Below are 7,882 nucleotides of genomic sequence, written 5' to 3'. Positions count from 1 at the left end.
CCCCGGGTGCGAACCTGACGGTGGGCGCAGGCACCGATGGCGAGGCAGTGGACTTTGCCGATAAGGATGGCAACGCCCGCACGCTGAAGAACGTGATGGCCGGTGTGGACGACGCCGATGCCGTGAACGTGAGTCAGCTGAAGAATGCTGGCCTGATCGACGGCAACGGCAACGCGCTGGCGGCGGTGACCTACGACCAGAATGCGGACGGCTCGCCGAACCTCGGCAGTGTCACGCTGGCCAAGGGCGGCGCACCGGTGTCGCTGAAGAACGTCGCCAACGGCACGGACGACAATGACGCGGTAAACGTCAGCCAGCTAAAGGCAGCGGGCCTGGTCGACATCGGTGGCAACATGCTTGATGCCGTGGTCTACGACCCAGGCATGAACCGTGGTCAGGTGACGCTGGGTGGTTTTGGTTCGACGACTCCGGTGGTGCTCACCAATGTGGCGGACGGCAAGAACCCGTACGACGCAGTGAACTTCGGTCAGTTGTCGGGCCTGGTGACCCAGATCAACAGCGTGGATGCCCGAGTGACGGTGCTTGAGGGTAATGTCATCGTCCCTGATCCGATTATCCCGAATCCTGGCAGCGGCAAGGAAATTTCCTACCTCACGGCTACAGAAGGCTCGAGCATCAATAACGCCGCGAACTCCGGCGATACCGCAGGTGTAGCCCTGGGCTACAACAGTGTTGCCTCTGGCGACAATGCGTCGGCGATGGGGCACAACGCACAGGCGTTGGGTACCTACGGCCTGGCCACGGGCAATGATGCCTACGCGGCCAGCACGGGCGATACCGCCATCGGTGGCAACGCGCAGGCGCTCGCTGGAAGCAGTACGGCGGTGGGTTCCAACAGCAGCGTGAACGCAAGCTCGGGTACGGCCGTGGGTCAGGGCGCATCGGTGGAGGCGGCGGCCACCAACGCTGTGGCACTGGGTACCGGTTCGGTGGCGACGCAGGCCAATAGCGTGTCGGTGGGCGCGGCGGGTGCCGAACGTACCGTCACCAACGTGGCCGCTGGCGTCAATGCTACGGATGCGGTGAACATGTCCCAGCTCAATGCCATGAGTGATTGGTCGAAGAACTACACCGACCAGGCCTTCAGTGTCTTGTCGCGCAGCATCGACAAGACTCAGCGTCGCGCTTCGGCGGGCACGGCCTCGGCCATCGCCATGGCCAACATGCCGCAGGCCTACCAGCCGAACATGAACACCGTGTCGGCAGGTGTGGGTACGTACAACGGTCAGAACGCCATTTCGGTCGGTATGACCGGCATCAGCGAGAACGGCCGCTGGATCCTGCGTGCGGGCCTGACGGCGAACAGCCAAGGTGACAAGGGTGCGGGTATGGGTGCTGCCTACGCCTGGTAAGCCTTTGCACCCGTAAGTGTTTTACAGCCGTTTGACGGCAAAGCCGAACCCTTCGGGGTTCGGCTTTTTTTTCAGCAAGAATCAGCTGGCATTGGCGTCCAACACGATGCGATAGCGTGCCTTGCCATCGGCCAGATGCTTGAGTGCCTCGTTTACCTTGCTCATCGGGAACATCTCGACCTGCGGGCGGATGTCATGGCGCGCGGCGAAGTCGAGCAAGGTGGCAATGTCCACCGGGGAGCCGGTGGGCGAACCGGAAACCTCGCGCTGGGCGCCGATCAGCGAGAACGCCGGCACCGGAATCGGCTCCAGCACCGCGCCCACCACATGCATGCGCCCGCGCGGCGCCAGCGTGTTGATGAACGCGTTCCAGTTGAGCGGCACATTCACGGTAACCAGCAGCAGATCGAGCGTGCCTGCGATGGCGGCGATCTCGCTGGCGTCCTGGCTGGAAACCACGTGATGGGCACCGAAGCCTCGCGCTTCGTCGGCCTTGGCGGCGGTGGAGGTAAACGCGGTGACTTCGCAGCCCCATGCCTTGGCGAACTTGATCGCCATATGACCCAGCCCGCCGATACCAACAACACCCACGCGCGCGCTGGGGCCGATGTCGTAAGCCAGGAAAGGCTCCAGCACCGTAATGCCACCGCACAACAGCGGTCCGGCGCTGGCCAGGTGCAGGCCCTCGGGAAGCGGAATGGCCCAGGCCCAATGCGCGCGCACCTTATCCGCGAAGCCGCCATGGTGACCGCCGATGGTGGGTGTGGCCTTGGCACACAGGTTCTGGTGGCCGGACAGGCATTGGCGGCAATGCATGCAGCTTTCTGCGGTCCAGCCGATGCCCACCTTCTGGCCGATCTTCAGACCCTTCGCCTGCGGACCCAGCGCCGTCACGCGGCCGATCACCTCGTGCCCGGGTACAAACGGGTAGCGCGAGAAGCCCCATTCGTTATTGATCATCGACAGGTCGGAGTGGCAGATGCCGCAGTAATCCACGGCGACCTCCACTTCCTCGGCGCCGAGCGGGCCTGGATCGATTTGCGTTTGAACGAGCGGTTGACCGGCCTGTTGTACGGCCCAGCCCTGGATGTTCGACATGATGCAGCTCCGTCGTGGATAGCGTGGAAAAGCGACGCAGCAGCATAGTGGAGTCACCGTCGCTCCGGCGTATACGCCAGGCACGGCCCGCTGCCGTGGACGGAACGGCGGTGTCTTGGCATGCTGATCCACCCCTCTTGCCGGAGCGCTACCCCATGCAGTATCGACGTCTTGGAAAATCGGGCTTGCAGCTCTCCGTGCTTTCGTTTGGCGCCTGGGTTACGTTTGGCAAACAGGTAGGTCGTTCGCTGGCGCGCGACCTGCTGGCCATGGCGCACGATCGCGGTATCAATTTCTTCGACAACGCCGAGACCTACAACCATGGCGTCGCGGAAACCCTGATGGGTGACGTGCTGGCCGACCTGCGCTTTCCGCGCGACAGCTACTGCGTGTCGAGCAAAGTGTTTTTCGGCGCGGTGGATCATCCATTACCCACGCAGCGCGGGCTATCGCGCAAGCACGTGATCGAGGCCTGCCACCAGGCACTGCAACGCTTGCGCGTAGAACACTTGGATCTCTACTTTTGCCACCGGCCCGATCCGGATGCGCCGATCGAGGAGACCGTCGCGGCCATGGATACCTTGGTGCGCCAGGGCAAGGTGCTTTATTGGGGTACCAGCGAGTGGCCCGCCGAGGCGATCATCGAGGCACATCGTGTGGCCCGCGAAAACCACATGTACGCCCCAGTGATGGAGCAGCCGCAGTACAACCTGCTGCATCGCGAGCGAGTGGAACAGGAATACGCGCCGCTCTACGCCAACTACGGCATGGGCACGACCATCTGGTCGCCCTTGGCCTCGGGGTTGCTTAGCGGCAAGTACAACGATGGCGTACCGGCGGATGGTCGATTGGCCCAGCCGGGCTACGAGTGGCTGCGCGAGGCGATCCTGGAGCAGGGAGGCCATCGCATCGACAAGGTGCGGCGACTGGCACCGATCGCGGCTGATCTGGGCGTGTCGCTGGCGCAGCTGTCCATTGCGTGGTGCCTGGTCAATCCGCACGTATCCACGGTGATGTTGGGCGCGAGCAAGCTCGAACAGCTGCAGCAGAATCTGGGAGCGCTGGAGTTGCTGCCACGGTTGGATGCCGAGGTCATTCAGCGCATCGAGGCCGCGGTCGCCTGAGGCATCTGCTGCTCGCCCGCGCCGTGCCCGCGTTTGCCCGCATTTCGCCTTTCAGGCATCGTCGCCGCGGCGCACGGTGGCGCCATGCTGCCGTGCCGCTTCGATAAGGCATCGTCAAAGGGAGTTTGTTTCTATGAAAGGCCTCGTACGCACGGCCTGTTTCTTTGCCCTGGCTGCGCTCGGCAGCACCGCGCTGCATGCGCAGTCGCCGGAATGGAGCCAGCCGCAAAAGCCGTTCCGCATTTACGGCAACACGTACTACGTTGGCACCCAGGGCCTGAGTGCCATCCTGATTGCCACGCCCAGCGGCCTGGTGTTGATCGATGGCACGCTGCAGCGCAACGTGGGTCAAGTCGAAGACAACATCAAAGCGCTGGGTTTTCGCGTCGGCGACATCAAGCTTATTCTCAACTCGCATGCGCACTTCGACCATGCCGGCGCCATCGCCGCGCTGGCGCATGACAGCGGCGCCAAGGTGATGGCCAGTGCCGCCGGTGCCAACGCGCTGCGATTGGGCGGCAAGGACCCGGGCGATCCGCAGTATGGCGAGGCAAGTCCTTTCCCCCCGGTGGCCGCGGTGTCGGTGGTGGCTGATGGTGGGGTGGTGAAGGTGGGCGACGTCGCGCTGACCGCGCACTACACGCCTGGTCATACGCCGGGTAGCACCACGTGGACCTGGCAATCCTGTGAGGCAGGGCGCTGCGAGCACATGGTCTACGCCGACAGCCTGGGTGCGTTCGCGGCCGACGGCTTTCGCTTCAGCGACCCGGCGCATCCGCGCCGCGTGGCCGATTATCAGCGCGGCATTGCCGTGGTGGCCGCTTTGCCGTGTGACATCCTGCTGAGCCCCCATCCGGATCAGAGCCAGTTGCTGGAGCGCATCGCCAAGCGTGATGCCGGGGCAACGCCGAATCCGTTGATCGACAGCGGCGCCTGTCGCGCCTATGCCGACGCAGGCAAGGCCAAGCTGGCGGCGCGCCTGGCCCGGGAGCAGGCCGAGGGGGCGGGGCGCATCGAGCATTGAATCAGGGAGTTGACACTCAAATGAGAATTATTATCATCTGTGTGTCCTAGACGACTGCGGAGCTTCCCGATGACCACGACGGCTATGCCCCTCCACCCAGGCACCGAGGTGCTGGCACGCCCGTTCCGCCTGCTGAGCTTGAAGAAGCTGCCGGAGCTCGCCAGTGAAACCCGGCGCGTTTCCAGCGAACTGCTGCTCAAAGGCGCGCGTGAACTGGTAATCCAGCACCAAGGCAACGAATACCACCTGCGGCTCACGCGCAACGACAAGTTGATCCTGACCAAGTAAGCCGCCCGTTCCGCGTGTCCCTGCCGGACGCAGCAAGCGGCAGCGGGACGTGCAGCCACCGGCTCCCCCGAGGGAGCTTCATGGGGCAAGGACGCCCATCTCCGCGGCGATCATGCGGTCGCCGCGCGCATTCCACAGGCCTATCGCCACGCTGTTACCGCGAAACAGCCAGCCGGGTCGCCTCTCTTGCGGAGAACGACGATGTTCGGTTGGCTCGCTCATGCGTTTGCCTCGGTTCGCCCATTCAGCGCGGCCGTGGATGTCGATATCAGTCGATGCACGGTCGCTATGCGCGGCGATGAACTGGCCGCCTGTTTGCCCTTGTTGGGTAGCGTGTTGTGCCTGCCTGCGCCGCGTGGCGCGCACGAGACGGCGCCCTTGCCGCCCGGTTGGCTGGTGGAGCGCCGCGAGTTGGCGCCGCTGCTGCATACGCATGAGCTGATGGTGTCGAGCATGATCGGCGCCGATGGACCGCGCGAATGGATCGATGCGATGGACGCCGGCGGACACCTGTGTGCGCGCCTGCATCTGTTGCCCGACACCGACTATCTGGCCTGGGATGCGCTGCTGGTGCGCTCGCGCGCATTGCCCTCCGCCCCGTTGAGCGCTCAACGACTCGCTTGTCGCGCCACGCACGCCGAACTGCTGCATTTCCGCGTACGCCGGATCGGCGTGTTGAACCTGCTGGAGAGCGCGCCGCCCCAAACGTTGTCGCCGCTCGGCCGCGGCATCGCCCACGAAGTGGCTCGCACGGCAGCGGTGGCGTTGGCGACCGGCTGAACGTCCGCGGACGCTTGTCCGTTTGTCCGTGCCGGTGTCCGCGGACAATGTGATGGCGCCATGGGGTTGCTCTAACCTTATGAAAAAACGGCGATAAATTGTCCTTTCAGGGTTGGCACGACGCTTGCTGACTAGGGTCAGGGGCCGCACTGTCCGCGGCCAGGGACCCGTCGATGATTCGAGATACCTCAGCCCAAGACCGGTTGGTCGAAGTCAAACCCAACCGCAAGCGCCGCGTGGTGCTGATCGGCGTCGGCCTGGCGCTATTGGCGCTCATCGCTCTGTTCGGCCCGCGTATCGGCCGGCTGTTCTCGGCGGACGCCTCGGTGAGCAGCTCGCGCCTGGCCTTCGCCACCGTGCAGCGCGGACCGTTTGTGCGCGACATCGCCGCCGAAGGCAAGGTGGTAGCCGCAGTCAGCCCCACCCTGTATGCCACCTACGGCGGCGCCGTCACCCTCAAGGTGCACGCCGGCGATGCGGTGAAGAAGGGCCAGATACTGGCCGTCATCGACAGTCCGGAACTCACCAACAAACTCGCCCAGGAAGAAAGCGCCGCCGATGCCATGCAGGTGGATTATCTGCGTGCGCAGATCGATGCCCGCAAGGCACGTGGCGAACTGCAAAAGGGCTACGACAACGCCAACATCGACGAGCAGGGCGCCCAGCGCGACCTTGCCCGCTACCAGAAGGCGTTCTCGCAAGGTGCCGTGCCCAGCATGGACGTGGACAAGTCCAAGGATGCGCTGGAGAAGGCGCGCATCACGCTGGAGCATGCCAAGGCGGATCTCGCCACCAATACCGACAGCCTGAATTTCGATATCCAGTCCAAGAAGCTCGCGCATGATCGCCAGCTGTTGCTGGTGAAAGACCTGCAGCGCCAAGTGGACGACCTCAACGTGAAGTCGCCGGTCGACGGTCAGGTCGGTCAGCTGTTCATTGCCGAGCGCGCCACCGTGGCCAAGGACGCCCAGTTGCTCAGCGTGATCGACCTCTCCGCGCTGGAAGTGGAAATGAAGGTGCCCGAGAGCTTCGCCCGCGACCTGGGTATCGGCATGGGCGGCGAAATCAGCGGCAACGGCGCTACCTGGAAGGGCCTGGTCAGCGCCATCTCGCCGGAAGTCGTCAATGGGGAAGTCGCCGCTCGCCTGCGCTTTGAGGGCGAAACGCCCAAACAGTTGCGCCAGAACCAGCGTCTTTCCGTGCGCATCCTGCTCGACAAGCGCGACAACGTACTCACCGTGCAGCGCGGCTCCTTCGTCGACGAGTCCGGTGGCAGCTATGCCTACATCGTGCACGACGGCGTGGCGGAGAAGCACACCATCCGCGTGGGCGCCAGCAGTATCGACAAAGTGGAGATTCTCGATGGCCTCAAGGAAGGCGACAACATCGTGATCTCCGGTACCGACAGCTTCAAGGGCGCGCAGCGCGTCGCCATCAGCAACTAACGACCACCACTGAAGGACACCACCATGCTCAAGATGACTCATCTGTCCAAGGTCTACCGCACCGAAGTGGTGGAGACCTATGCGCTGCGCGACTTCAACATCAACGTGAACGAAGGCGAGTTCGTCGCCGTGACCGGTCCGTCCGGTTCGGGCAAGACCACCTTCCTCACCATCGCCGGCCTGCTGGAAACCTTCACCGGCGGCCAGTACCACCTGGACGGCGTGGAAGTGAGCAACCTCAACGACAACGAGCGCTCGCGCATCCGCAATGAAAAGATCGGCTTCATCTTTCAGGCGTTCAACCTGATTCCCGACCTCAACGTGTTCGACAACGTGGAAGTGCCGTTGCGCTATCGCGGCATGAAGGCCGCCGAACGCAAAGAGCGCATCATGCATTCGCTTGAGCGCGTGGGCCTGGCTTCCCGTGCCAAGCACTACCCGGCCGAACTCTCCGGCGGTCAGCAGCAACGCGTGGCCATCGCACGCGCGCTGGCCGGTTCGCCGCGCCTGCTGCTGGCGGACGAACCGACCGGCAACCTGGATACGCAGATGGCGCGCGGCGTGATGGAACTGCTGGAAGAGATTCATCGCGAAGGCGCCACCATCGTCATGGTCACGCACGACCCGGAACTGGCCGCCCGCGCCCAGCGCAACGTGCACATCATCGATGGTCAGGTCGTGGATCTGGCGGAGGACCCCCGCTTCCACCACAGCGTCATGGCAGCACGCGCCAACTCGCCGGCCTGAGTG

General features: G+C 64.0%; 8 protein-coding genes. 7 read left to right on the top strand and 1 reads right to left on the bottom strand.

All coding sequences use genetic code 11. The features are described from left to right. Nucleotides 1-1,373, top strand: a 1,373-nt coding sequence (locus JHD67_RS02110; RefSeq protein WP_199096823.1) for a YadA-like family protein, incomplete at its 5' end; no start/stop codon positions are given. 81 nt (nt 1,374-1,454) lie between these two features. On the opposite strand, the gene JHD67_RS02105 is transcribed toward JHD67_RS02110, so the two are convergent. Then, nucleotides 1,455-2,471: an NAD(P)-dependent alcohol dehydrogenase gene (locus JHD67_RS02105; RefSeq protein WP_199096821.1), complete on the bottom strand. Its 1,017-nt coding sequence runs from the start codon at nt 2,469-2,471 to the stop codon at nt 1,455-1,457. Between the two features lie 155 nt (nt 2,472-2,626). On the opposite strand from JHD67_RS02105, the gene JHD67_RS02100 reads away from it, so the two are divergent. From JHD67_RS02100 to JHD67_RS02075, 6 genes are all read left to right on the top strand, one after another. Beyond that, nucleotides 2,627-3,595, top strand: a complete 969-nt coding sequence (locus JHD67_RS02100) for an aldo/keto reductase (protein ID WP_199096819.1) — start codon at nt 2,627-2,629, stop codon at nt 3,593-3,595. Between the two features lie 133 nt (nt 3,596-3,728). Beyond that, a complete protein-coding gene (gene bla, locus JHD67_RS02095; protein ID WP_199096817.1) occupies nt 3,729-4,619 on the top strand; it encodes a subclass B3 metallo-beta-lactamase in 891 nt (296 codons plus the stop codon). A gap of 69 nt (nt 4,620-4,688) precedes the next feature. Continuing rightward, entirely contained in the window at nt 4,689-4,907 is a 219-nt protein-coding gene (locus JHD67_RS02090) for a hemin uptake protein HemP (protein ID WP_233171577.1), read from the top strand. Between the two features lie 201 nt (nt 4,908-5,108). After that, a complete protein-coding gene (locus JHD67_RS02085; protein ID WP_199096815.1) occupies nt 5,109-5,687 on the top strand; it encodes a hypothetical protein in 579 nt (192 codons plus the stop codon). Nucleotides 5,688-5,860: 173 nt separating this feature from the next. After that, the gene (locus JHD67_RS02080; protein WP_199096813.1) at nt 5,861-7,132 is read left to right on the top strand and encodes an efflux RND transporter periplasmic adaptor subunit; all 1,272 of its coding nucleotides are present in this window, start codon (nt 5,861-5,863) and stop codon (nt 7,130-7,132) included. A 24-nt stretch (nt 7,133-7,156) separates the two neighbouring features. Then, entirely contained in the window at nt 7,157-7,879 is a 723-nt protein-coding gene (locus JHD67_RS02075) for an ABC transporter ATP-binding protein (RefSeq protein WP_199096811.1), read from the top strand. Nucleotides 7,880-7,882 lie beyond the last annotated feature (3 nt).

This window comes from Dyella sp. ASV21 (genome assembly GCF_016428975.1).
In the GTDB taxonomy this organism is placed as follows: Bacteria; Pseudomonadota; Gammaproteobacteria; order Xanthomonadales; family Rhodanobacteraceae; genus Dyella.
The sequence above is the reverse complement of the archived record's forward strand: the minus strand, read 5'-3'. Positions and strand labels throughout refer to the sequence as shown.

Coding starts and splice junctions, on each gene's coding strand:
- JHD67_RS02105 (WP_199096821.1), bottom strand. CDS start 2,471: ATGTCGAACATCCAGGGCTGGGCCGTACAACAGGCCGGTCAACCGCTC.
- JHD67_RS02100 (WP_199096819.1), top strand. CDS start 2,627: ATGCAGTATCGACGTCTTGGAAAATCGGGCTTGCAGCTCTCCGTGCTT.
- bla (WP_199096817.1), top strand. CDS start 3,729: ATGAAAGGCCTCGTACGCACGGCCTGTTTCTTTGCCCTGGCTGCGCTC.
- JHD67_RS02090 (WP_233171577.1), top strand. CDS start 4,689: ATGACCACGACGGCTATGCCCCTCCACCCAGGCACCGAGGTGCTGGCA.
- JHD67_RS02085 (WP_199096815.1), top strand. CDS start 5,109: ATGTTCGGTTGGCTCGCTCATGCGTTTGCCTCGGTTCGCCCATTCAGC.
- JHD67_RS02080 (WP_199096813.1), top strand. CDS start 5,861: ATGATTCGAGATACCTCAGCCCAAGACCGGTTGGTCGAAGTCAAACCC.
- JHD67_RS02075 (WP_199096811.1), top strand. CDS start 7,157: ATGCTCAAGATGACTCATCTGTCCAAGGTCTACCGCACCGAAGTGGTG.